General features: G+C 66.3%; 18 protein-coding genes and 1 pseudogene. 5 read left to right on the forward strand and 14 right to left on the reverse strand.

Going from position 1 to position 23,512, the window contains the following annotated elements; all coding sequences use genetic code 11:
* Window positions 1–72: 72 nt before the first annotated feature.
* The 11 genes from tolQ to aspS all read right to left on the reverse strand — a co-directional run bounded on the left by tolQ (window position 73) and on the right by aspS (window position 11,800).
* Window positions 73–852 (reverse strand): protein TolQ, encoded by a 780-nt coding sequence (tolQ, locus tag A7D17_RS16175; RefSeq protein WP_005996093.1) that lies wholly within the window; start codon window positions 850–852, stop codon window positions 73–75.
* Between the two features lie 11 nt (window positions 853–863).
* The gene (gene ybgC / locus A7D17_RS16180; RefSeq protein ID WP_064510026.1) at window positions 864–1,322 is read right to left on the reverse strand and encodes a tol-pal system-associated acyl-CoA thioesterase; all 459 of its coding nucleotides are present in this window, start codon (window positions 1,320–1,322) and stop codon (window positions 864–866) included.
* Between the two features lie 52 nt (window positions 1,323–1,374).
* A complete protein-coding gene (ruvB, locus tag A7D17_RS16185) occupies window positions 1,375–2,415 on the reverse strand; it encodes a Holliday junction branch migration DNA helicase RuvB (protein WP_064510027.1) in 1,041 nt (346 codons plus the stop codon).
* A gap of 39 nt (window positions 2,416–2,454) precedes the next feature.
* The gene (locus A7D17_RS16190; RefSeq protein WP_064510028.1) at window positions 2,455–3,573 is read right to left on the reverse strand and encodes an SMI1/KNR4 family protein; all 1,119 of its coding nucleotides are present in this window, start codon (window positions 3,571–3,573) and stop codon (window positions 2,455–2,457) included.
* A gap of 2 nt (window positions 3,574–3,575) precedes the next feature.
* On the reverse strand, window positions 3,576–5,483 hold the full coding sequence (locus tag A7D17_RS16195) for a potassium transporter Kup (protein ID WP_064510029.1): 1,908 nt from the start codon (window positions 5,481–5,483) through the stop codon (window positions 3,576–3,578).
* A 53-nt stretch (window positions 5,484–5,536) separates the two neighbouring features.
* Window positions 5,537–6,121, reverse strand: a complete 585-nt coding sequence (ruvA, locus tag A7D17_RS16200; protein ID WP_064510030.1) for a Holliday junction branch migration protein RuvA — start codon at window positions 6,119–6,121, stop codon at window positions 5,537–5,539.
* Window positions 6,122–6,239: 118 nt separating this feature from the next.
* Window positions 6,240–6,764 carry a crossover junction endodeoxyribonuclease RuvC gene (gene ruvC, locus A7D17_RS16205; RefSeq protein ID WP_064510031.1) on the reverse strand — a complete coding sequence of 175 codons (525 nt, stop codon included), beginning with the start codon at window positions 6,762–6,764 and terminating at the stop codon, window positions 6,240–6,242.
* Between the two features lie 143 nt (window positions 6,765–6,907).
* The gene (locus tag A7D17_RS16210; RefSeq protein WP_064510032.1) at window positions 6,908–7,636 is read right to left on the reverse strand and encodes a YebC/PmpR family DNA-binding transcriptional regulator; all 729 of its coding nucleotides are present in this window, start codon (window positions 7,634–7,636) and stop codon (window positions 6,908–6,910) included.
* 89 nt (window positions 7,637–7,725) lie between these two features.
* Window positions 7,726–8,403 (reverse strand): esterase/lipase family protein, encoded by a 678-nt coding sequence (locus A7D17_RS16215; RefSeq protein WP_064510033.1) that lies wholly within the window; start codon window positions 8,401–8,403, stop codon window positions 7,726–7,728.
* Between the two features lie 667 nt (window positions 8,404–9,070).
* Window positions 9,071–9,598: a GNAT family N-acetyltransferase gene (locus tag A7D17_RS16220; RefSeq protein ID WP_064510034.1), complete on the reverse strand. Its 528-nt coding sequence runs from the start codon at window positions 9,596–9,598 to the stop codon at window positions 9,071–9,073.
* Window positions 9,599–10,033: 435 nt separating this feature from the next.
* On the reverse strand, window positions 10,034–11,800 hold the full coding sequence (gene aspS / locus A7D17_RS16225) for an aspartate--tRNA ligase (protein WP_064510035.1): 1,767 nt from the start codon (window positions 11,798–11,800) through the stop codon (window positions 10,034–10,036).
* A 157-nt stretch (window positions 11,801–11,957) separates the two neighbouring features.
* Here aspS and A7D17_RS16230 point away from each other — a divergent pair, with 157 nt between their 5' ends.
* Window positions 11,958–12,725, forward strand: a complete 768-nt coding sequence (locus A7D17_RS16230) for a DUF3011 domain-containing protein (RefSeq protein WP_064510036.1) — start codon at window positions 11,958–11,960, stop codon at window positions 12,723–12,725.
* Window positions 12,726–13,308: 583 nt separating this feature from the next.
* Here A7D17_RS16230 and A7D17_RS16235 read toward each other — a convergent pair.
* On the reverse strand, window positions 13,309–13,896 hold the full coding sequence (locus tag A7D17_RS16235) for a hypothetical protein (RefSeq protein ID WP_239692232.1): 588 nt from the start codon (window positions 13,894–13,896) through the stop codon (window positions 13,309–13,311).
* Between the two features lie 56 nt (window positions 13,897–13,952).
* Window positions 13,953–14,264, reverse strand: coding sequence for an FmdB family zinc ribbon protein (locus A7D17_RS16240; protein WP_064510037.1), 312 nt, complete (start codon window positions 14,262–14,264; stop codon window positions 13,953–13,955).
* Between the two features lie 375 nt (window positions 14,265–14,639).
* Here A7D17_RS16240 and A7D17_RS16245 point away from each other — a divergent pair, with 375 nt between their 5' ends.
* The 4 genes from A7D17_RS16245 to A7D17_RS16260 all read left to right on the forward strand — a co-directional run bounded on the left by A7D17_RS16245 (window position 14,640) and on the right by A7D17_RS16260 (window position 22,824).
* Entirely contained in the window at window positions 14,640–15,884 is a 1,245-nt protein-coding gene (locus tag A7D17_RS16245) for an MFS transporter (protein WP_064510038.1), read from the forward strand.
* 800 nt (window positions 15,885–16,684) lie between these two features.
* Window positions 16,685–19,096 carry a TonB-dependent receptor domain-containing protein gene (locus A7D17_RS16250; RefSeq protein WP_082862071.1) on the forward strand — a complete coding sequence of 804 codons (2,412 nt, stop codon included), beginning with the start codon at window positions 16,685–16,687 and terminating at the stop codon, window positions 19,094–19,096.
* A gap of 893 nt (window positions 19,097–19,989) precedes the next feature.
* Entirely contained in the window at window positions 19,990–22,137 is a 2,148-nt protein-coding gene (locus A7D17_RS16255; RefSeq protein ID WP_064510040.1) for a phosphocholine-specific phospholipase C, read from the forward strand.
* Between the two features lie 234 nt (window positions 22,138–22,371).
* Entirely contained in the window at window positions 22,372–22,824 is a 453-nt protein-coding gene (locus tag A7D17_RS16260; RefSeq protein ID WP_153041980.1) for a hypothetical protein, read from the forward strand.
* Between the two features lie 39 nt (window positions 22,825–22,863).
* On the opposite strand, the pseudogene A7D17_RS16265 reads toward A7D17_RS16260, so the two are convergent.
* Window positions 22,864–23,388 (reverse strand): annotated as a pseudogene (locus tag A7D17_RS16265) (alpha/beta hydrolase); the annotation flags it as partial.
* Window positions 23,389–23,512: the final 124 nt, after the last annotated feature.

Raw genomic sequence — 23,512 nt, forward strand, 5'->3', positions numbered from 1 at the left:
GTGCATCGACGCGACTGGCTCGCCCGGCCACGTCCCGCATCAAACCATGCGGGTGCATGCCGGGAGCGCGCATCACTCGTCTGCGCCAGCCTGGCGCTGCAGGATGGAGCTGAACTCGTCGGCGAAGGTTTCGTAGCGTACCGACAGCCGTTCCACGCGGGTGGTGAAGCGGTTGTAGGCCCACACCGCCGGAATCGCCACGAACAGGCCGATGGCGGTGGCGAACAGCGCTTCGGAAATACCCGGCGCCACGGCCGCGATACCGGCCTGCTCACCGCTGCTGACCATGTCGTGCATGGTCACCATGATGCCGAACACGGTACCGACCAGGCCGACGTAAGGCGCGGTGGAGCCGATGTTGGCCAGCAATTCGAGATTGCGCTCGAGCTGGTCGACCTCACGGGTGAAGGCAGTGCGCATGGCGCGCTGTGCGCCTTCGAGCTGCACCCGCGCATCCAGGCGACGGCGATCGCGCAGGCGTGAGAACTCGCGGAAGCCGCTTTCGAACATCGATTCCAGACCGCCCACGGTACGGTTGCGGTCGGTCGCCGAGGCGTACAGCTTGGCCAGATCCGCGCCGGACCAGAAGCGGTTCTCGAACTCGTCGGCTTCGCGGTTGGCCTGCTTGAAGGCGCGCGCCTTGCGAAAAATGATGACCCAGCTGATGAACGAGCCGATCAGCAGCAGCAGCACGATGATCTTGACCGGGATGCTGGCCCGCAGGATCAGGTCCACATAGTTGATGCTGCTGTTGTGCGCCGCCGTGGCGGTTTGCGCCGCGGCCGCGGTGACTTCCTGCGGTAGTGCTTCCACTACCGTGTCCTGCAGGGCCAGGAGCAATGCAATCGACATCCGTTCGTTCCTCAGTAATCGGATTCTGGGGTTTCTAAAGCTTTCAAAACGTCGTACACCGCGTCGTCCATGCCGCAGGGGCGGAAGTCGCTGGCGCTGAGTGCGGCAATGCGCACCTGAGCGGTCAACAGCACTTCGCCCTCGCGGCGCACCGACTGCGCGAACAGCAGGCTGGCCCGTTTGCATTTCAACACCACCGCCGACACCGACAGCGCGTCGTCAAGCCGGGCCGGCTTGAGGAAATCCAGTTGCATCGAGCGGACCGCAAACACCAGACCATGCTGCTGGCGCATCGCCTCCTGCCCGTAACCGGCCGCGCGCATCCATTCGGTGCGCGCACGTTCCAGAAAGGCGACATAGCGCGCGTGGTAAACCACCCCGCCGGCGTCGGTATCTTCCCAGTAAATGCGTGTCGGCCAACTGAATACAGGCAGGGAATCGGGAGACGGGAATCGGGAATCGGCAGTCATGGGGACGGAGTATTGGTCAAGACGGCTCGGGCGAGCGACAAACGGAGCGGCGTCAAAACAGGTCTCCCGGCTCGCCGATGCCTGGTGCACGGTCCCTTGGCGGCTTCAGGCCCAGGTGCAGATAGGCCTTGGGCGTGACCATGCGGCCGCGCGCGGTACGGATCAAGAAGCCCTGCTGGATCAGGTAGGGCTCGACCACGTCTTCCAGCGTGCCGCGTTCTTCCGACAGTGAGGCCGCCAGCGATTCCACGCCCACCGGGCCGCCGTCGAAGTGGTCGACGATGGTGCGCAGCATGCGGCGGTCGAGCTCGTCAAAGCCCTCCGGATCCACTTTCAGCATCTGCATGGCCGCCTGCGCCACCGGCAGATCGATATGGCCGGCAGCCTTGACCTGCGCGTAGTCGCGCACCCGGCGCAGCAGGCGATTGGCGATACGCGGCGTGCCACGGGCGCGACGCGCGATCTCGGCCGCGCCTTCCGGCGTGCAATCGATGCCGAGGATGGCCGCCGAGCGGATCACGATACGGGTCAACTCCTGCGGGGAATAGAACTCCAGCCGCTGCACGATGCCAAAGCGGTCGCGCAAGGGCGCGGTCAGCAGGCCGGCACGGGTGGTGGCGCCGATCAGGGTAAACGGCGGCAGATCGATCTTGATCGAGCGCGCCGCGGGGCCGTCGCCGATCATGATATCGATCTGGAAATCTTCCATCGCCGGGTACAGCACTTCTTCCACCACCGGCGACAGCCGATGGATCTCGTCGATGAACAACACATCGTGCGGCTGCAGGTTGGTCAGCAGCGCGGCCAGATCGCCGGCCTTTTCGATCACCGGGCCGGAGGTCACGCGCAGGCTGACGCCCAGCTCATTGGCGATGACATGGCTGAGCGTGGTCTTGCCCAGGCCCGGTGGCCCGAAGATGAGCACATGGTCCATCGCCTCGCCGCGCGCCTTGGCGGCCTGGATGTAGATCTCCATCTGCTCGCGCACCGGCTGCTGGCCGAGATAATCGGCCAGGCGCTTGGGGCGGATGCTCGCATCGGCGGCATCGTCTTCGCGGGTGGCGCTGCTGGCGATGATGCGCTGCTCGGTCATCCCGCCATCTTCTCATGCCGCGCACGGATGGCCCAGAGTCTAGAAATCAAGCTCGGCCTGCCGCAGCACGCTGAAGAACGCATCGAAGCTCGGCGCCCGCCACGTAGGCACCAGTTGCTCCCAAAGCTCGAAATAGACCACCTCCGGCTCGCACTGCGGGCCGCGCGCGCGGTAGTCCAGGCACAGCAGGCTATCCACGTTGTGGCACGACAGCACCAGTACCCGATCCAGACCGGCATGCAGGCAGGCCGCAGCGCGGAAGTCGTCCGGGTCTTCGAACGCAGCGGCCAGATCCAGCACGCTGCCGATGCTCGCCAGCGGCGTCAGGTAGCGATCCACCAGCACGCATTCCCAATCCACGTAGTGATCGGACGGAAAACGGGTGCGCGGCGCCCAGCACCAGTCGGTATCTCCGCCGTCCTGGACACTGTAGAGACGCTTGAACAATGGCGGCAGGCGCACGCCCAGGCGTGCTTCGGCGGCAGCGAAGGCATCGGTGTCCGCCGCGGCTCCGCCGTCGTTCCGGCACCCGGCGCCGCTCCAGAAGGTGGTCACTGCGGGCGGCTGCGGCTGCCACTGCACCACATCTGCGTCGTGCCTGGCCTGCAATGCGGGCGACCAGTAGTGGACATCGACCAACTGCGCCAGCAACTCGTCCACGTTGGCGAACACCGCCAGCCTGCGATTGTTGCCTGCATCGACGTAGACCAGGGTGGGCTCGGCATCCGATGCCGAATAGTCCAGGCACAGCGCCCGGCTTGGCGAACGGTCATCGGCGGCGATGACGATCAGATGGCGATCATCGCCACCGGCAGCAAGACCGGCAAATGCGTCGTCGCGGTACTCCTCGCGAGCACGGACCTCGGCGAAAGAAAATAGCTCCGCGCTGCCAAGCAGGCGTGCACGCGAGATCAGCCATTCGGCCTTGAGCCAGTTGTCCGGCTCCTCCAGAGACTGGCCACGCGCCATCTGCACCGCGCCGCCGTCGTAGCGTGCGTACAACTCACACAGCCAGGCCGGCAGGCGGACACCGAGCCGCGCTTGCGACGCAGCGATCGCAGCATCGGTGGCCGGCACGCGCCCGAGGTTGAGTGCTTCGTCCCAGAAGGTGTCCAGGCTCGGCGAGCGCCCGTAAACCATCCACTTGAGCGCGGCCACGCTCAGATCTCCACTTGCGCGCCCAACTCGACCAGGCGGTTACCGGGGATGCGGAAGAAGCCGGTGGCCGGGGCGGCATTGCGATGCATCAGCGCAAACAGCTTGTCGCGCCAGATCGGCATGCCGCGGTTGGCGCTGGCCACGATGGTCTCGCGGCTGGCGAAGAAGGTGGTGTCCATCGGGTCGAAATGGATGCCGCCCTGGTCGCAGGAACGCATCAGCGCCAGCGGCACGTCGGGCGTTTCCATGAAGCCGAAGCGCACGTAGACGCGGTAGAACTCATCGCCGATCGATTCGATCTGCAGACGCTTGTCCACCGGCGCATACGGAATCGGCAGCGTGTCCACGTTGAGGAAGATGTTGCGTTCGTGCAGCACCTTGTTGTGCTTGAGGTTATGCATCAACGCATGCGGCACCACCATCGGATCGGCGGTCAGGAACACCGCCATGCCGGGCACACGTGCCGGCGGCGCCAGCATCAGCCCGGGCAGGAAGCTGTCGATGCGGATACCGTCCTTGCGGATCTCTTCGCGCAACAGCGCGCGACCGCGGCGCCAGGTGCGCATCAGGGTGAACACCACGATGCCCAGCGCCAACGGGAACCAGGCGCCCTGCAGCAGCTTGGCGCCGTTGGCGATCACGAAGGCCAGTTCGATGAGGAAGAACACCACGCACAGCGGCAGCACCCAGCTGCGCCAGCGCGGCCACAGCGCGCGCGCCACCAGCGCCAGCAGCAGGGTGTCGATCAGCATGGTCATCGACACCGAGATGCCGTAGGCCACCGCCAGATTGGTGGAGCTGCGGAAGATCAGCACCAGCGCGATCACCATCACCATCAGCAACCAGTTGATGCCGGGCACGTAGATCTGGCCGATGGTGTCGCGCGAGGTGTGCTTGACCAGCATGCGCGGGATGTAGCCCAGCTGCATGGCCTGGCGCGCCACCGAATAGGCGCCGGTGATCACCGCCTGCGAGGCGATCACCGCCGCCAGCGTGGCCAGGATGATCATCGGATACAGCGCCCAGCCCGGCACCGCCTCGAAGAACGGGTTTTTCAGCGCGGACGGGTGATTGAGCACCAGCGCGCCCTGCCCCAGGTAATTGAGCAGCAGCATCGGCAGCACGAAGAAGTACCAGCCGTGGCGGATCGGGCGCGCGCCGAAATGGCCCATGTCCGCATACAGCGCCTCACCGCCGGTCACCGCCAGCACCACCGCGCCGAGAATGAAAACGCCGTGCCAGCCGTGCTCCATGAAGAAGCGGATCGCCCACCAGGGGTTGAAGGCCTTCATCACCTCCGGCGCGTCGACGATGTTCCAGATACCGATCGCGCCCAGCGACAGGAACCACAGGCAGGTGATCGGCCCGAACACCTTTCCGACCTTTTCGGTGCCGAAGCGCTGGGCCATGAATACCAGCAGCAGCACCACCACGGTGATCGGCACGATGAACGGGTGCAGGCTGGGCGCCGCGATCTCCAGGCCTTCCACCGCGCCCATCACCGAGATGGCCGGGGTAATCACGCCGTCGCCGAAGAACAGCGAGGCGCCGAAGATGCCGAGGATGCCCACCACGTACGCCGAGCGCGCCCCCTGCTTGAGGGTGCGCTGGGCCAGCGCCATCAGTGCCATGATGCCGCCCTCGCCGTCGTTGTCGGCGCGCATGATGATGGTGACGTACTTGAGCGTGACCGTGATCATCAGCGCCCAGAACGCCAGCGACAGCACGCCGAGCACGGTGTCGTGGTCGCTGGTCAACCCGTAGTGCGGCGAGAACGCCTCCTTCAGGGTGTACAGCGGGCTGGTGCCGATATCGCCGAAAACGACACCAATGGCGCCGATGACCAGGGCCATGTGGCCGTTGGCGGGCGCGTGGCCGTGGCCCGCTGCAGGAGTGGAGGTCTGTGACATGAGTGGGCAGGGTATCGCCGAAGGGCGTGAAGAATAGGAAAGGCCGAGGCTGCTTAACGCAGCGCGGCCTGGAGGGCCTTGCGGATGACCGTGGCGACTTCATCGCCTTCTGCCCCGGCCTCGCGTGCCATGCGCGCGGCCTCGGCCGGCTTGTAGCCCAGTTGCTGCAGGGCGACGGTGGCTTCGGAGATCGCGTCCGGACCGAGCTGGCCGGTGATCGGCGCGCCGCTGCTGAAGTCGGCGGCGCGGTCGCGTAGCTCCACCACCATGCGCTCGGCGGTCTTCTTGCCGATGCCGGGGATGCGGGTGAGCGCGGTGATGTCGCCACTGGTGATCAGGCGGGCGAACTCGTCCACGCTGACCCCGGACAGCACCGCCAGCGCGATCTTGGCGCCGATGCCGGTGACCTTCTGTACGTCGCGGAACAACCGCCGCTCGCCCTCGCGCAGGAAGCCGTACAGCGCAACGCTGTCTTCCTTCTGCGCGTAATGGGTGAACAGGATGACGTCGCGACCGACATCGGGCAGGTCATAGAAGGTGCTCATCGGCGCCTCCAGCTCGTAGCCCACCCCGCCCACGTCGATCACCAGCCACGGCGGCTGCTTGTAGGCCAGGATCCCGCGCAGACGGCCGATCATTGGGCACCGCCTTGGCGGTGCCGGGAATGGGGAATCGGGAATGGGGAATCGCAACAGCGCGCGCTGCTGTGGACTCTGCGTTTGCAATTCCCGATTCCCGATTCCCGTTTCCCGATTCTCATTTCTTCCGGCTCCAGGCCTGTTGGGTAGTGACGCCCAGACGCTGCGCGGTGGCGCGGACATGGGCGTGGGTGATGGCGACCGCCAGTGCATCGGCGGCGTCGGGCTGCAGCTTGCCTTTCAGGTTGAGCATGATGCCCACCATGTGCTGGACCTGCACCTTGTCCGCACCGCCCTTGCCGACCAGCGCGAGCTTGATTTCGGTGGCCGCGTACTCATGCACCGGCAGGTCGCGCATGACCACCGCGCAGATTGCCGCACCGCGGGCGTGGCCGAGCTTGAGCGCCGAATCGGCACTCTTGCCCATGAAGACCTTTTCGATCGCCACTTCGTCCGGCCGATAGGTCTCGATCAACTCGCCCAGCCCGTGCAGCAGCCGCTTGAGCCGCTGGGAGAAGTCGCCCTCGCCCAGCAGCATCAATGGCGCATGGTGCACATGCCGGCTGCGACCGCCTTCGTCGATATCGATGATGCCGACCCCGGTGCGCTGCGAGCCGGGATCGATGCCCAGGATGCGGGTCATCGAGCGGCCGGGAATGGGGAGTTGGGAATCGGGAATGGGTAGAGCAGCCTACGGGCGCGTCCGGGAACACTCGGCGGCGCCGGATGCAGCTTTTTCGATTCCCGATTCTCCATTCCCGATTCCCGATTCCCGATTCCCGGCGCTTACGCGCCAAGCGCCGCTTGATCGACGTTCGAATACACGTCCTGCACGTCGTCCAGGTCTTCGAGCATGTCAAGCAGTTTGCGGACCTGCACGGCGGTGTCACCGTCCACGGCGATGTCGTTTTCGGCGCGGAAGGTGATGTCGGCGTGCGCGGGCTCCAGGCCGGCCGCGGCCAGGGCGTCCCTGACCTGGGCGAAGGCATCCGGGGCGGTCAGCACGTCGATGGCGCCGTCTTCCGGGTACACCACCACGTCGTCGGCACCGGCTTCGATGGCCGCGTCGGTGAGCGCGTCTTCATTGGCACCGGCTGCAAAGCTCAGCACGCCCAGGCGCTTGAACATGAAGGCCACCGAGCCCTCGGTGCCCATGTTGCCGCCGCACTTGCTGAAGGCGTGGCGCACGTCGGCCACGGTGCGCACGCGGTTGTCGGTGAGGCAATCCACGATGACCGCCACGCCGCCGGGGGCGTAGCCCTCGTAGCGGATTTCTTCGTATTCCACCCCTTCCAGCTCGCCGGTGGACTTCTTGATGGCGCGTTCGATCACGTCCTTGGACATGTTCGCCGACAGGCCCTTGTCCATGGCGGTGCGCAGGCGCGGGTTGTTGGACGGATCGCCGCCGCCGGCGCGCGCGGCCACGCTGATCTCGCGGATGATCTTGGTGAACATCTTGCCGCGTTTGGCGTCGGAGGCGTTCTTGCGGCCTTCGATGGAGGGGCCTCTACCCATGAGTGATTCCAGACTGGCTTGGATGACAGGGCGCGGATTTTACCTGATTGCTTGCTCTCACCGGGGCGGCAACATGCGCCAGCGGATGTTCAATGCCGAAAGCGGCCCTGGCGCAAGAAGGCCAGCGCCTGCGCGGCGGCGGCCGGCGAGCGCAGCAGGCCGCTGTGGCTGGCCTGCACCACGCAGTGGTCGCGCAGCCCCGGCAGGCGGGTTTCGGACAGCGCCACGGTGCCGTCGGAGTCGCCGTCCAGCGGGGCCAGCCAACGGCCGACGCCGCGCGGGATGCAGCCGGCCACCTGACCGATCTCGGCCGCACCGTCCCACTGGGCAAAGCCCTGCTGCAGCAACGCGGCGCTACGGCCCATGGCCCAGACGCCACCGCGTCGGGCCAGCCCGCGCGCGGCAGCACTGCCGCACAGGGGCGAGCCCAGGCAGACCACGCGGCGCACCGGCAGGTCGGGGGCGTCGCACAAGGCCTGCAACGCCATCAAGCCGCCCAGGCTGTGGCAGACCAGCAGCTGCGCGCCACTGGTGCGCACGCGCGCGATCAGCTGCGGCACCGCCTGCGCCGGACCGCCCAGCACGCTGGCGTAGCCGAACAACGCCGGCGCCAGCCCGTCGCCACGCAGCCGGCGGGCCAGTGGCAGCAGCCAGTGCGCGGTATTCCAGATGCCATGCACCAACAGCACATCGGCAGTAGTGATGGTCGATTGCTTGCGCGAGCTGCGTCGCGGCGTGACCGCAAGGGCCGAAGATGCGCTGGACAAAGGCAGGAGGACCGGAACGTGGCGCGCAAGCGTCCGACAATGCGGACGCGGCGCAGGACCTGCAGTGTACGAGCGCCCGACGCTGGCGCGTGAACAGACCTGGCGCGGCGTGTGGAGATCGGGCCGGTGCGTCTGCCGCGCTATCCCTGTGCCCCACTCACTCTCTAACCCGCTATCTCGCCATTTCTCCTGCCTGGCTAACTTCTCCTGACTCGCCATCTCTCGGAATCACCATCTCGCTATTCCGCAACTCGCCGCCTGGCTAGATGCGGACGGCCAGCCGAAGCAATGGCCGGCCAGCCTGAAGCTCGACGCGCCTGCTCATCCCTTTGTTCGATGGTTACACCAGCTCGAGGCACCGGACCAGCCACACATGACACCAGCTCAGTTGCGGAATCGCGATGCATTCGCGCGATGAATGCGATTGCGCACCAGGAGATGCGCGATGGGTGGTGAGCGGTGGGCGGGCTGCACACGGCGCGACCGATCGACCCAGACCACGCTATGGATCGCGCGCACTGTCCGGGCCATCGCGCCTGACGCCGCAGGCCCTACCTATGAAGACAGTCACACAGCCCAGCCAATCGGGTCACCACCCGTTCTGCGCACACGCGGACCACGCCAATCCCGAATCCCAAATCCCAAATCCCTCAATCCCGCCCCTCACTCAGCCCGCGGCAGCGATCGGCCTACGCCGCAGGATGAACTCGCGGTCGACGATCTTGCCGACCGGAAAATCGTACTCGCCCACCTTCTCGAAACCGTAGCGCGCATAGAAGCGCTGTGCGCCGAAGTTTTCCGACCACACCCCAATCCACAGCGTGCGCGGGCCGTCGCGCTCCAGCCACTCCAGTGCGGTTTCAAACAATCGGCTGCCCCAGCCGCTGCTTTGATAGTCCTTGAGCAGATACAGGCGCTTGAGCTCACCGTCACCGGGACGCACGTCCTCATGCGGCAACCCGCACGGGCCGGCGGCGGCGTGGCCGACCAGCAGGTTATCCAGCTCCAGCAGCCAGATCGCATAGTCCGGATGCGCCAGCACGATGCGCGCGCGCTCCACCGCATAGGTCTCTTCGAGAAAGCCGCGCAGGTCTTCCTGCGGGTAGAGATGGCCGAAGGTTTCGGTAAAGGTCTGCGCAGCCAGAAGCGACAACGCTTCGGCATCGTCCGGCGTGGCGCGGCGGATGCGGGTCATGCGGGCTTCTCGTGCCGGATGGACGTGGCAGCTTGTCGCATGCAGCGGCGGTTCTGCAAGTTGGGGAGTCGGGAATCGGAAATCGGGAATCGGGAATCGGACAAGCATCTGCGGTGCCTGGATTACCCGTGTGCAAGATTCGGTGTGGGCGCTGATGGTTTTGGCAAAGCGCGCGACGCTGGCTGCGCACCGCAGCGCGTCGGAAAGATAACCATCACCTGCGAGGCATGGCCATGTACTAGCGCAACGCCGGCCGATTCGAAACGGACCTACAGGCGCACCGCCGCCGGTCGATCGGCGGCGATTGGATGGCCGTGATACATGCACGGCCTCCGGCCCTGGGGCTGACGGTTCCGCCAACGCGCGCAGCGCTGGCTGCGCTGGGCGCCTTGTGCAGATGACCACGCACACCGCATGACCATCTGCTCGCGCAGGTCAGACCTGCTTGGGGCGCACCTGCACGTGCACTTCGGCCAGTTGCTCGGCGGCGATCGGCGACGGGGCGTCGGTCATCAGGTCCTGCGCGCCGGTGGTCTTGGGGAACGGGATCACGTCGCGGATGGACTCGGTGCCGGCCATCAGCGCGGCAATGCGGTCGATACCGAAGGCGATGCCGCCGTGCGGCGGTGCGCCGTAGTTCAATGCGTCCAGCAGGAAGCCGAACTTGGCGCGTGCTTCCTCGGCGCCGATGCCGAGCAGTTCGAACACCGCGCTCTGCATGTCCGGGCGGTGGATACGGATCGAGCCGCCGCCGATTTCATTGCCGTTGAGCACCATGTCGTAACCGCGCGATACCGCAGTGCGGGCATTGGCGCGCAGGTCGGCGATATCGTCCACCGCCGGTGCGGTGAAGGGGTGATGCAGGGCGACGTAGCGCTGCGCTTCGTCGTCCCATTCGAACATCGGGAAATCGGTGACCCACAGCGGCGCCCAGCCATCGGCGATCAGCTTGAACTCCTTGCCGGCCTTCAGGCGCAGCGCGCCCATGAAATCGGACACCTTGTTGTAGCCGCCGGCACCGAAGAACACGATGTCGCCATTGCCGGCACCCACGTGCTTGAGCAGCGCGGCAAACGCTTCGTCGGAGAAGAACTTGGCGATCGGCGAGCTGACTTCGCCGGTGTCCGACAGCTTGATGTAGGCCAGGCCCTTGGCGCCGTACTTGGCGGCGTGCGCGGCGTACTCGTCGATCTGCTTGCGGCTCAGCGTGGCGCCACCGGGAATGCGCAGCGCGGCCACGCGACCGTCGGCATCGTTGGCGGCGGCAGTGAACACCGGGAATTCGCTGGTCTTGACCAGCTCGGCCACATCAATCAATTCCAGCGCGATGCGCAGGTCCGGCTTGTCCGAGCCATAGCGACGCATCGCCTCGGCCCAGGTCATGCGCGGGAACTGCGCAGCCAGCTCGACGCTCACCACTTCCTTGAAAATGGCGCGAATCATGTCTTCGACGAAATCCTGCACGTCGCGCTCGCGCACGAAGGCGAACTCCATATCGAGCTGGGTGAATTCCAGCTGGCGATCGGCGCGCAGCGCTTCGTCGCGGAAGCAGCGCGCGATCTGGTAGTAACGGTCGAAGCCGGCCACCATCAGGATCTGCTTGAACAGCTGCGGGCTCTGCGGCAAGGCGTAGAACTCGCCCGGATGCATGCGCGCCGGCACCAGAAAGTCGCGTGCACCTTCCGGGGTTGCCTTGGTCAGGATCGGGGTTTCGATATCCTGGAAGTCGCGCGCGTCCAGATGGCGGCGCAGCGCCTGCACCAGCTTGATGCGGGTGCGCTGCATGCGCTGCATTTCCGGGCGACGCAGGTCCAGATAGCGGTACTTCAGGCGGGTGTCCTCACCCGGGTTTTCATGCGCGTGGAACGGCAGCGGCGCGGCCTTGTTGAGGATGGTGATGCGCGTGGCGATCACTTCCACCTTGCCGGAGCGCAGCTTGTCGTTGACCGCATGCCGCGCACGCACCACGCCTTCGACCTGCAGCACGTCCTCGTAGCCCAGGCTGGCGGCCACCTTGAACACTTCGGCGGAGTTGGCGTCGCCTTCGGCCGGCTCCACCGTCACCTGCACGATGCCTTCGTGGTCGCGCAGGTCGATGAAGCACACCCCGCCCAGATTGCGGGCCACGTCGGTCCAGCCGGCGAGAGTGACGGTTTGGCCGATCAAGGTCTCATCGACCAGGCCGCAGAAGTGGGTACGCATCGAAAGCTCCGCTGAAAACCCGACGCAGGCAGCGCCGGAAAGCCGGATATTCTGGGGCCGGCGGCCGGCAGGAGCAAATGCGGCGACGGTCACCGGCGCTTAAGTCAGCGCCCGGCTGAATAGGCGCCAGGCCCCTCCTGCCACCAAGGACGTCACGATGCTGCGCACCGCCCTGCTGATCTCCGGCTTCAGTCTTGCCGCCCTCGCAGGCGCGCTGGTCAGCCGCCCCGCCGCCGCGCAGGACCGCGGTTTCAACGGCCCCAGCATCACCTGCTCCAGCAACGACAACCGCCGCCGCGAGTGCGACACCCCGTTTCGTGGACGCGCCGCCCTGGTGGAAAACATCTCCGGCACGCGCTGCATCGAAGGCCGCAACTGGGGCAGCGACCGCGGCCGGATCTGGGTGGACAACGGCTGCCGTGGCCGCTTTGTCGAGGCGCGCGGCGGCTGGGGCAGTGGTGGCTGGAATGGCGGCGACGACCGCCCCGGCAATGCGGCCGCCGGCACCGTGCGTTGCGAAAGCCGCGACCAGCGCCAGGCCATCTGCAACACCGGCTGGCGGCGCGCGACGATCGTGCGCCAGCTCTCCGGCACGCCCTGCGTGGAGGGCCGCAACTGGCACCAGGAAAATGGCCGGATCTGGGTGGATGACGGCTGCCGCGCCGACTTTGCGCAGGCCCGCGGTGGTGGCTGGGATCGCGATGACGGCTACGGCGGCCGCCCACGTGGCGACTATTCGGTGACCTGCAGCAGCGACGACCGCCGCCTGCGCACCTGCGATTGGGACGTGCGCGCAGGCCGCCCGGTGCTGACCCGCCAGTTGTCGGACACCCGTTGCGAGGAAGGCCGCACCTGGGGCTACGACCCGCGCCGCTCCACCGTCTGGGTCAACGACGGTTGCCGCGCGCGCTTCGACGCACGCTGATCCGGTTCGACGCCTGGCTGCGCTGTCGCAGGGCCCGGGCGCCCTGCCGTGCACAGACGCGCAGCGCCGCGTCGCCGCACCACGCACAGCTGCCCGGTCACGCGGCCGGGCAGCTGCATAAGGCCGCGACGAAACCGGCGCGCGCGCGCGCCGACGATCGCCGGCTATCCATCTGGTGTAGCGGCCTGGTGTCGATTCGCGGCGCCCGACGCTGGCAAGACATCGCCCTGAGTCTCCGCCCGACAGGTTCGGGCACATGCCGTACTCGCTCTCTGCCTGGCCATCGGGCAACGGGCCACGGGCCGGGTCGGCAACTTCCGCCCCCCGTCTGTCTCACACCCTGTCGTGCCGCATCCAGCAAACGGGTCGCTGGTGCCGCGAGGCGGAAACCCCTGATCGCTACAGCGTGCGCCGTACCTGCCCTGCAACGCGCAGTGCTCAGACGCCCCACGGCGCGGGCGGCAGTGCGGCCGGCCGGGCGAGATCGAATGCCACCCGAAACAGCAAACGGGTCGCTGCTGCCGCGAGGCGGAAACCCTGATCGCTACAGCGTGCGCCGTACCTGCCCTGCTACGCGTAGTGCTCAGCCACCCCACGGCGCGGGCGGCAGTGCGACCGGCCGGGTGAGATCGAATGCCACCCGAAACAGCCGCCCGTCCGGGCGACTCAACTCGTACACCACGCGCCGGCCTGGCTCGACCTCGATGGCCCAGGTGTTGCGCAACGAGGCGGTAGCGCCCAATCGCTTGAACAAGGCGATCGATTCCGCATCCACCGGGAATTCCTGACGGCTGGCACTGCCCGCCCCTGCGCTGTCGCCGCCGTAGCCGGTCAGTGCATCGGCGCTGCCGTCGGCATGCCGATGGTCGTGCTTGAGCCGCAGGCCGGCCGGGGTGCGGGTCAGCACCCAGGTGCGTGAATGGTCGTCGCCTACATGGAACGGCATCCGCAGCGTGCGGGTCGGCTCCTCGCAACCGCGCACCTGCATCACCAATGCCTTGCCGGCAAACGGGCCGGGCGTTGCCGATGCGGGCGTATCGACCAACACGCGGCCGGCAAAGGCCTGACCGCAGGAGGCGGCGAGCGCAGCCAGAAAACGATCTGCCGGCGCCCCCGGGTTGGCGCGGTTCGACGGCGCAGAGACGACACATCCGCTCAGTGCGGCCACCAGCAGCCCTGGCCAGCAGCGCAGCGCCAGCCTGGCACCCCCGCCGCGCCTTGCCGTGATCACGCCTTGTCGGACGCCGGCTTGGCCGGGGCCGGGGCGGCCGGAGCGGCCGGCTTGCTGTCGCTGGCAGCCGCTGGCTTGGCGTCGCTGCCGCCACCGGTGTCGGTAAGGTTCTTCTTCTTGTCGCCGGCCGACTTGAAATCGGTCTCGTACCAGCCGCTACCGGACAAGCGAAACGATGGCGCGGTGACCTGGCGCTTGATGGTGGCTGCGGCGCAGGCCGGGCAGCTCTGCGGGTCGGGGTCGGCCATCTTCTGCAGGCGATCGAACGAGTGGCCGCAGGTGGTGCACTGGAACGCGTAGATGGGCATGACGACGCTACTGGAAGACGATGTTGGGGCGCAGATTCTAGACGGATGCGCGCGCGCCGGCGCAACCGCGCGCCGCACTGCATGGCGAAGCCGGCGCCAGCGCTGCGCTGGCCAATTGCTCGCCACAGCTGCGGCGCGCAGCCGCATCGCCACGTACCGCGCATTGGCACGCGAGCGCGCAGCACGCGCTGCCAGCGCGCGCGCAAAGCCGCGTGCCTGCGGCGATTCGCGTCCTCTGCGCGGACTCGTTTGCTGCCGGTGATTCGCTGCGAATCTGCCAGCCGCATCACGCCAAGGCCGCGCTGGCGGCATCCACCGGACTGTTACACTCGATGCCGTGATCGACGCGACGTTCTCCCCACGAGTGCCGCATCCATGCTGCGGTTGACCGCCCTGCTGCTTGGCGTTGCCCTGTTGCTGACCGGCAGCGGACTGCTAGGCACGCTGCTCGCCGTGCGCGGCGGGCTGGCCGGCTTCGATGCGCGTGCGCTGGGGCTGATCATGTCCGGCTACTTTGCCGGCTTCTTTCTGGGCACCTTCTTCGCACCGCCGCTGATCCGGCGCATCGGGCATATCCGCGCGTTCGCGTTCTATGCGTCGCTGGCGGCCATTGCGGTGCTGCTGCATCCGATCTGGCTCGACCCGTGGGGTTGGGGCGTGCTGCGGCTGGTCACCGGTGCGGCACTGGTAGGCCTGTACACGGTGATCGAAAGCTGGCTCAACGCCGAGCCGGATGCGCGCCGGCGCAGCCGGGTGTTCTCGGTGTACATGGCGATCAATCTGTCGGCGCTGGCGCTGGGGCAGATCCTGCTGACCATCGGCGATGCAGGTGCTCCGGCAATGTTCACGCTGACGGCGATCCTGTTCTGTGCAGCAGTCCTGCCGGTGATGACCACCCGGCTGATTCCGCCCGAGGTACCGCAGGTTTCGCGGCTGCGGTTGGTCACGTTGTATGCGTTGGCGCCGGTGGCGACGATTGGCGCCGGCCTGTCCGGCCTGGCGATGGGCGCGTTCTGGGGCCTGCTGCCGGTGTACGCCAACCGCGTCGGGCTGGACGCCGACGGCGTGGCGATGTTCATGCTCACCGCCATCGTCGGCGGCGCGGTATTGCAGTGGCCGATCGGGCGCATCAGCGATGGTCACGACCGCCGGATCGGCCTGGTCGCGGTCAGCGTGCTGGCTGCCGGCATTGCGATCGCCGCCGCGGTGCCGATGGTGCAGGCACAGACCCAACTGTTGTTCGTGCTGTTCTTCGTGTACGGCGGGCTGGCGTTCTCGCTGTATCCGTTTGCGGTGGCGCACATGCTCGACTACCTGCCGCGCGAAGATCTGCTCTCCGGCTGCAGCAGCCTGCTGCTGGTGCATGGCGTGGGCGCGGCGATCGGTCCGGCCCTGGCCGGTGGCGCAATGCAGAAATTCGGACCTGCGGCACTGCCGGTGTATTTCGCGGTGATGCTGTTGGCGCTGTCCGGATTTACCCTGACCCGCTTGCTGCGCTTCACGCGCCGCCGCACCCATCCGATCTCGTTCCGCCCGATGCTGCGCACCACGCCATCGGCGCTGGAGTTGATGCCGGAAACGCAGCAGGCCGAAGCAGCGCCGCACGCCAAGGGCGGCTGACACACCTGTTTCGCTGTCGTCAGTCGCTGCGCCGCTGATCAGGCGATCTGCGGCGTTGCTGCAGAGGCCCCTTTGCCCGCCCACCATTGCGAGGGGCGCCGCAAGGCGAAGCAGCTGGTTGATGACTTCTTGAATGGACCAGCTATAGAGCGGCCTATCTGCTGCTTGGCTACAAGGCCCTTGCTCGCCCACCATCGCCGGACACGCCGCAAGTACGTCCTTGTAGGCTCTTACGCGGCATCCATGCCGCGGAAGGTCCCGCGACGGTGGGCGGGCAAGCACCAGTCGAGATGGTCGGTGTGCGTGGTTAAGAGCAGTGCGTGATGCTCGCTGCTCGATACCGGTGTGCCGCTCGAAGCCCGACACACGTGCGACGACCGACGTTTCACGCGACTACCAACCAACTTCCTGGTGCGGTGTCCTTACCAGTTGCGGGACCCTTGCCGGCATGGATGCCGCCAAGGAGCCTCCATGGACGGATTCACGGCGTGTCCCGCAAGTGGTGAGGGCACCGCGCACTCGACTCAGCAGGCTTCCGGCATAAGCACTTGGGTGCATCTACAACAACGCGACGACTCGAAATCGCTTGTCTTGAAGTGGAGACAACGCTGCGACACGAAACTCCGGGTGTCTTGCAATAGCGCGGCCCAGAAACATCGAAAAAGCGCTGAATCGCCATCGTCCCGACGTTAGGACTTCCCAGGTTCACCTGGTGATCCCGGCCACACCTATAGCGCGGTCATCATCACGCAATGCAAGCGCAGCAGTCTTTGTGGACCCTCCCCGCTTGTTGGATTGCAATGGATTCGACGTCCTCCTCGCGCGTGCACCGTCCGGCCACGCTCGCCTTGTTGCTGGTTCCGCTCACCCTGCCCGCTTACGCGCAACAAGTCCCTGATGGCGCAGCGTCTGGCCCGGCTGCGGCCGAACCGGGCAGCGCTGGCGAGCAGGTGTCCACGTTGGATCAGGTGCAGGTGGTCGGCCAGGCGATGACGTATTCCAAGACCAACGTCAGCAAGGAAATGCTGGACCGCCAGTTCGTGCTCGGCAGCGTCAACGATGCACTCAACGAACTGCCCGGCGTGGTGGTCACCGAAGCCGATGCGTTCGGCTCGTCGGATTGGGGCACGCAGATCAGCATGCGTGGATTTGTCAGCAACCGCGATACCCAGCAGATCGGCACTACCGTCGATGGCGTGCCCAACGGTGGCTCGGCCTACGGCGGCGGCTCCAAGGCCAACCGCTTCATCGACATGCCGGACCTGGAAACGGTGGAAGTGAGCCAGGGCACCGCCGATATCGCCTCGCGCTCGAACGAAGCGTTGGGCGGCACACTGAATTACCTCACCGGCGAGCCGCTGGAAGAACAGCGTGTGCGTGTGATCGGCGGCATCGGCGACAACCAGGCACGCAAGTATTACGCGCGCTACGACACCGGCCTGTTGGGTGGCAATACGCGCGCCTGGATCAGCGGCTCGTCGGCGCGCAACGACGACTGGATCGACGGCAGCGGCCACACCAGACGTGATCATTTGGCCAGCAAGTTCGTCAGTGCGTTGAACAAGTGGACGCTCAGCGGCTACGCGTCCTACGACGATGCAGACGAATCCGAATACACCAGCGTGACGCCAGAACAGTTCGCGCGCGATCCGGAACACGACCTGCTGACCGGCACGCTCACCGGCATTCCCTACCTGGATCAAAACTATCGCTCAGGCTCGCGCGCGCTGCGCAAGAACACGTTCGGCTACCTGCGTGGCGCCTTCGATGGCGGCAATGGCTTCAAGACCACGCTGACCGGCTACGCGCACCGCATGCAAGGACGCGGCGACTGGATTCCGCCCTATCTGGTGGACGTCACCAACGATGGTGCAGGCGCGCCGGAATCCGAAGCGCGCGGCGGCAACACCGTGTATGCCGGCATTGACCTGGGCAAGCTGTATTACCTGACCCCGGCCGGCGCAGCCGCGACCATGCTGGCCGGCTGCGCCGGCAGCGATGCGGTACCGGCCGAATCCAATCCAGCCTGCTATCCGGCAGGTTCGATACCGGTGCAGTCGTATCGCCACAGCCACTACGACAACCACCGCGCCGGTGCCATGGCCGATGTGGAATGGCGCCACGACCTGGGCCCGATCGACAACACCGTGCGCGCCGGTGCCTGGCTGGAGCGCTATGACCGCAGCGTCACCCGCGACTGGCATCGCCTGCTCAACGTCGGCACCAATATCGCCTTCGACCATCAGCCGTACTGGGTGCAATTCAAGGATGAATACCAGACCGACGAGCAGATGTATTACGTGGAAGACGTGATGCGGTACGGCGCCTTCGCCTGGCGCGTGGGCGTGAAGCAGTTCTTTCTCGACCAGACCCGCGACCGCCGCATCGGCGATGCGCAGCACGTCGAATCGGATGCGCATTCGGACCCGCTGCTGTCTGCCGGCCTGACCTGGACCACCCCGGTGCAGGGCCTGGAAGCCTTTGCCGGTTACTCGCAGAATTTTGCCGCGATTCCGTCCGGCGTTCTGGGCGAAACCGACCCGGTCGCCTTGAGCCGGGTGAAGCCGGAAACCGCCGACAACATCGAGCTGGGCCTGCGCATCAGCCGCTGGCCGTTGACCGGCAGCATCACCCTGTACGACATCCGCTTCGACAACCGCATCGTGTATGTGCCGGCCAACTTCGTCACCGGCATCGACTACCTCGGCGAAACCGACGGCGTGTACGAGAACTTCGGCGGCGTGCATGCACGCGGCGTGGAAGCGGCACTGGGCTATGGCTGGGACAACGGCTGGCGCATCAATGGCGCCTACACCTACAACAAGGCCGACTATCTGGGCAGTGGCGATGCGGCGCGCGATACCGCGCTGGAGATCACCCCAGGTGCGCAGGTGATCGGCCAACCGCGCAACACGCTGGTGGTCTCGGCCGACTGGCGCGGGCAGGCCTGGCGCTTCGGTGTGTCCGGTCGTTATCTGGGCAAGCGCTACCTGGATGCCTCCAACCGCGCCGCACTCGATGGCGTGACCACCTTCAATGCGAATCTGGGCGTGGAGCTGTCGCAGATGTCGTCGCAGCTCAAGGGGCTGCAACTGGCGCTCAACGTCAGCAACCTCACCGACAAACGCTACCTGGAAGGTGTGGACGGCAGCGACAGCGCGTTTATCGCTGCGCCGCGCACGGTGGGGCTGACGGTGACGCTGGATCTGTGACGGCAACCTGCCATGCTTACGTGCACGCCGAGACTGTCTCCCTCTTCCGCCTGCGGGAGAGGGCTGGGGTGAGGGCAACAGCGCCCCCCATCCGCCCTTCGGGCACCTTCCCCCGCAGGCGGGGGAAGGGACTCGACGGGTTCGGCCAGTCACGCAGGATGCGGGAAAATCCCGCAGCATCCCGCTCCCTCTCCCGCCTGCGGGAGAGGGCTGGGGTGAGGGCACAGCGCCCCCATCCGCCCTTCGGGCACCTTCCCCCACAGGCGGGGGAAGGGACTCGGAGGGGGTTCGACCAGTCACGCAGGATGCGGGGAAATCCCGCAGCATCCCGCCACCTCTCCCGCCTGCGGGAGAGGGCTGGGGTAAGGGCACAGCGCCCCCCCATCCGCCCTTCGGGCACCTTCCCCCGCAGGCGGGGGAAGGGAGTCGACGGGTTCGGCAAGTCACGCAGGATGCGGGAAAATCCCCAGCAACCCGCTCCCTCTCCCGCCTGCGGGAGAGGGCTGGGGTGAGGGCAACAGCGCCCCCATCCGCCCTTCGGGCACCTTCCCCCGCAGGCGGGGGAAGGGACTCGACGGGTTCGGCCGGTCACGCAGGATGCGGGAAAATCCCCAGCAACCCGCTCCCTCTCCCGCCTGCGGGAGAGGGCTGGGGTGAGGGCACAGCGCCCCCATCCGCCCTTCGGGCACCTTCCCCCGCAGGCGGGGGAAGGGAGTTGGAGGGGGTTCAGCCAGTTACGCAAGATGCGGGAAAATCCCCAGCATCCCGCCCCCTCTCCCGCCTGCGGGAGAGGGCTGGGGTGAGGGCACAGCGCCCGCATCCGCCCTTCGGGCACCTTCCCCCGCAGGCGGGGGAAGGGAGTTGGAGGGGTTCAGCCATTCAGAGGTGACACGATGATCGACCTGCCCCGCCGCCGTTTGCTGCAAGCCGGCCTGACCAGCGGCGCGGCCGCCCTGCTCCCCAGCATCGCGCGTGCCGCGTCCATCGCCCCGGACCGCCGCAGCGGCACGCTGGAGGATTTGCAGCATGTGGTGATCCTGATGCAGGAAAATCGCGCGTTCGATCATTACTTCGGTGCGCTGCCCGGCGTGCGCGGGTTCGGCGATCGCTTTCCGATCCCGGCCCCGCCGCTGCCGGGTGCGACATCGCGCACGGTGTGGCTGCAGCCCAGCGAAGACGGCATGCAATGGCTCACCCCATTCGCACTGGACACGGCCGCGCAATTCGGCTTCATGCGCGTCAAGGGCACGCCGCATAGCTGGCCGGATGCGCAGCAGGCCTGGGACCATGGCCGGCTAGGGCACTGGGCGGCAGCCAAGCACAATCATGCGCTGGGCTACTACGGGCGTGTGGATATTCCCTTCCAGTACGCGCTTGCCGATGCATTCACCATCTGCGATGCGTACCACGCCTCGATCCAGACCGGCACCAATTCCAATCGCGTATTCCTGTGGACCGGCGGCAACGATCCGCAGGCGCGTCATGGCGGGCCGGTGATCGGCAACTCGCACGACAATTTTCCGGAACTGGGCGGTTTTGCCGAGCCGTATCGCTGGACCACCTATGTGGAACAGCTGCAGCGCGCAGGCGTGTCCTGGCAGATCTACCAGGACATGGCAGACAACTTCACCGACAACCCGCTGGCCGGGTTCGAGGCGTTTCGGCAGGCCTACCGCAATGCGCCTGGCCACGATGCGCAGCTGCGCACGCAGGGCATCAGCACGCGGGGGGTAGAGCAGCTGCGCGCGGACGTGGTGGCCGGCCGGTTGCCGTCGGTGAGTTTCGTCATTGCCGATGCGGCCGGGAGCGAACATCCGGACCCGTCCAGTCCAGCGCAAGGCGCGGCCTACACTGCGCGCGTGCTGGATGCGCTCACCGCCGATCCACAGGTGTGGAGCCGCACGGCATTGCTGCTGATGTTCGATGAGAACGACGGCTTCTTCGATCACATACCACCGCCTGCGCCGCCATCGCCGGACCCGCGCGCCGCCGGCGGGTTTGCCGGCGCTTCCAGCATCGCCATCGACGACGACTACCATCGCCAGCCTGCACCGGGCGAGCAGAAAGTGGATCTGCCCGAACTGCGCGGCCGCCCCTACGGGCTTGGTCCGCGCGTGCCGCTGTATGTCATTTCGCCGTGGAGCCGTGGCGGCTGGGTGGATTCGCAGGTGTACGACCACACCTCGGTGCTACGCCTGCTGGAACGGCGGTTTGGCGTGCAGGCACCGGAGATCACACCATGGCGGCGTGCGGTGTGTGGCGACCTGACCGCGGCGTTCGATTTCCGCAATGCCGATGCGCGCCCATTCGTCGCAGCGCTGCCCGATGTGGGCGATGCGGCAATGCGTGCAGCGGCCCTGCGCGAGCACACGCTGCCGCCGCTGCCGGCCACCTTGCAGCCGCCCGCACAACCGTTCGGCGTACGCCGTTCGCGCGCCGTGCCCTATCGCCCGCGGATGCAACTGGCCTATCTGCCCGAGCGTGGTGAGGTGCGGCTACGCATGACCAACAGCGGCGCGGCGGCGGTGCTGCATGTCTACGACCGCTACGACCTGGCGGCGATCCCGCGCCGCTACACGGTGGGCAACGGCGCCACGCTGGACGGCGACTGGACCACCTACGATGGCCGCTACGATCTGTGGCTGATCGGCCCCAACGGATTCCATCGTCACTACCGTGGCGACCTGAGCGCTGCATTGCTGCTGGCCGACATCACCCAGGCAGCGGATGACCCGGCAGCGCTGTCGTTGTCGCTGCACAACGCCGCCACCATGCCGCTCCAGATCGCGCTGCAACCGGCCGCCTATGCGCAGGCGCAACCACGCGAGCAATTGCAGCTCGCGGGCGGCCAGACATGGCAACGCAGCTGGAAGGCCGCACCCAGCGGCGGCTGGTACGACCTGTGGATCGAACACGACGGCGCAAGCCAACGCCTGGCCGGGCGCATCGAGACCGGTGCAGACAGCGTCAGCGACCCCGCCATGGGTGGGCCGGCGCGGCTGCAGCAGGACCGGCCCGTGGTGATCGGCGAGCTGGGCTGACAAGGCGGCAGCGGCCCGGGTTCCAACCCGCATGCTGCAGGCGCTGCGGGCTCGCGACGCAGTAATCTGCATACCTGAACCATACGCAGACAATACCCTCTGCCTATTTTCAGTCAGAGTTGATCAGAGTCTCGCTGCCGCGTGGCTAAAATGACGCAGGCGCGGTCCAGAATGACAGTGCAACCTGGCTCCCAGATCATTATCCAATGGAGGGATATCCAAATGAACGTTTGCTTGGCCAAAGTCTTGCAACTTGGCATCGCCACAGCCCTGTTGTGTTCGCTGAGTGGCAGTGTCTTCGCTCAAGGAGACATGGCGCAAGAACATTTAACCTCGAGCCAAAAAGCGCAGCTGGAGTCGGATTTGACTCGCCTGGTGCAAGACGTCATACGCGAAAACAGTCTTCAGCTCGGCTCTGCAAAGGATCCAAAATTCAAGCTGATTTACGATCAACTCAATGATGCGATCATCATCGATTTCGAAAAGGCTGCGGTTCCGAAGGAACATACGCCAACTTTCGACGAAGACCTGCAACTCATCTTTCAAACGGTCAGCGATATCGTGGCTGACTCTGTGCCCTTACTAGAAATTAAATTCCTCTTCGGTGGCTTTGATATTTATCATTACTTCCCCGAAGATCGCATTCCCGTTGAAAATCCGGGCAAAGGCGCAACTGCTTGGCTTTGACGCTGCATCAAGGCTGGCAAAACCTAGACTGGGCCATGGCTAGTCCAGGCGCGCATCGGCCGCATCCAGCATGCCGATCGTCCCCAACCAGGTTTCCACCAGATGCGGCCACTGCGCGATCGGCAGGGCGCCCGCGCGCAGACCGAACGCGTGCCCGCCTTCGGCGTAGAGATGCATTTCTGCCGGTACGCCAGCCTGCTTGAGCGCCACGTAGTAGGCCAGCGACTGACTGACGCCATCCACCGCATCGTCCTCGGCCTGCAGCAAGAAGGTCGGCGGCGTTTGCGCGGTGACGGTGATGTCTGGCCGCAGCGATAACTGGGTTGGATCGCGTGTAGCGCTGTCTTCATCCTCGTGCGCCCACAGGTGGCCCGGATAGACCGCGATGGCAAAGTCCGGCCGGCAACTCTGAGTATCGGACGCGTCCACCGCCTGATAGGTGCGCGTTGCAAAGTGCGTACTGACCGCCGCCACCAGATGACCGCCAGCAGAAAAACCGAGCACACCGATCTTGTGCGGGTCGACGCCCCACTGGCTGGCTTGTGCGCGCACCAACCCTAGGGATGGTCTGATCAACGCCATCGGAGGATGAGGTAAGCCGCATCGGTCGCGCCAATGACGCTCAGGCCTGCGGTTTTTGGCCGTTTCCGGCGCATGTGCGCGGTGTTGCCCCTGCTACAGGCACACC

The sequence above is a fragment of the Xanthomonas floridensis genome (assembly GCF_001642575.1).
Taxonomy (GTDB): domain Bacteria; phylum Pseudomonadota; class Gammaproteobacteria; order Xanthomonadales; family Xanthomonadaceae; genus Xanthomonas; species Xanthomonas floridensis.

Coding starts and splice junctions, on each gene's coding strand:
- A7D17_RS16195 (WP_064510029.1), bottom strand. CDS start 5,483: ATGTCACAGACCTCCACTCCTGCAGCGGGCCACGGCCACGCGCCCGCC.
- ruvB (WP_064510027.1), bottom strand. CDS start 2,415: ATGACCGAGCAGCGCATCATCGCCAGCAGCGCCACCCGCGAAGACGAT.
- A7D17_RS16210 (WP_064510032.1), bottom strand. CDS start 7,636: ATGGGTAGAGGCCCCTCCATCGAAGGCCGCAAGAACGCCTCCGACGCC.
- ybgC (WP_064510026.1), bottom strand. CDS start 1,322: ATGACTGCCGATTCCCGATTCCCGTCTCCCGATTCCCTGCCTGTATTC.
- aspS (WP_064510035.1), bottom strand. CDS start 11,800: ATGCGTACCCACTTCTGCGGCCTGGTCGATGAGACCTTGATCGGCCAA.
- A7D17_RS16220 (WP_064510034.1), bottom strand. CDS start 9,598: ATGACCCGCATCCGCCGCGCCACGCCGGACGATGCCGAAGCGTTGTCG.
- A7D17_RS16245 (WP_064510038.1), top strand. CDS start 14,640: ATGCTGCGGTTGACCGCCCTGCTGCTTGGCGTTGCCCTGTTGCTGACC.
- A7D17_RS16230 (WP_064510036.1), top strand. CDS start 11,958: ATGCTGCGCACCGCCCTGCTGATCTCCGGCTTCAGTCTTGCCGCCCTC.
- ruvA (WP_064510030.1), bottom strand. CDS start 6,121: ATGATCGGCCGTCTGCGCGGGATCCTGGCCTACAAGCAGCCGCCGTGG.
- ruvC (WP_064510031.1), bottom strand. CDS start 6,764: ATGACCCGCATCCTGGGCATCGATCCCGGCTCGCAGCGCACCGGGGTC.
- A7D17_RS16250 (WP_082862071.1), top strand. CDS start 16,685: ATGGATTCGACGTCCTCCTCGCGCGTGCACCGTCCGGCCACGCTCGCC.
- tolQ (WP_005996093.1), bottom strand. CDS start 852: ATGTCGATTGCATTGCTCCTGGCCCTGCAGGACACGGTAGTGGAAGCA.
- A7D17_RS16255 (WP_064510040.1), top strand. CDS start 19,990: ATGATCGACCTGCCCCGCCGCCGTTTGCTGCAAGCCGGCCTGACCAGC.
- A7D17_RS16240 (WP_064510037.1), bottom strand. CDS start 14,264: ATGCCCATCTACGCGTTCCAGTGCACCACCTGCGGCCACTCGTTCGAT.